This window comes from Erwinia persicina, from assembly GCF_014838825.1.
Classification (GTDB): domain Bacteria; phylum Pseudomonadota; class Gammaproteobacteria; order Enterobacterales; family Enterobacteriaceae; genus Erwinia; species Erwinia persicina_A.
Window position 1 is genome coordinate 1 of sequence record NZ_JACYMO010000053.1, and the last position, 321, is coordinate 321.

At 54.2% G+C, this 321-nt stretch carries 1 rRNA gene; it reads right to left on the bottom strand.

The annotated features are described in order from the left end of the window. Positions 1 to 74: ribosomal RNA gene (rrf, locus tag IFU29_RS22295) — 5S ribosomal RNA — on the bottom strand; the annotation flags it as partial. Between the last annotated feature and the right edge of the window lie 247 nt (positions 75 to 321).

The following is a 321-nucleotide window of genomic DNA, read 5'->3' on the forward strand; positions in this document are numbered from 1 at the left end:
CCATCGGCGCTACGGCGTTTCACTTCTGAGTTCGGCATGGGGTCAGGTGGGACCACCGCGCTAAAGCCGCCAGGCAAATTCTTTGTGCTCTGTCCTGTGTCTTTTGTGCTCTGACGGCGTTGCCTGCGCTCGTAAGCTCAGTCACATACTTCTGTATGCTCCTTCTCTCACTTCGCTGGCCGCCTTGTCACAGCGCAAAATCCTTCGGACTTAATTCCGGGAACAGGCTGAAAATCTCTTTTGCGTCTCTCAAACGCCACGCCAGAACGCTTCTGGCGTTGTAAGGTTAAGCCTCACGGGTCATTAGTACCGGTTAGCTCA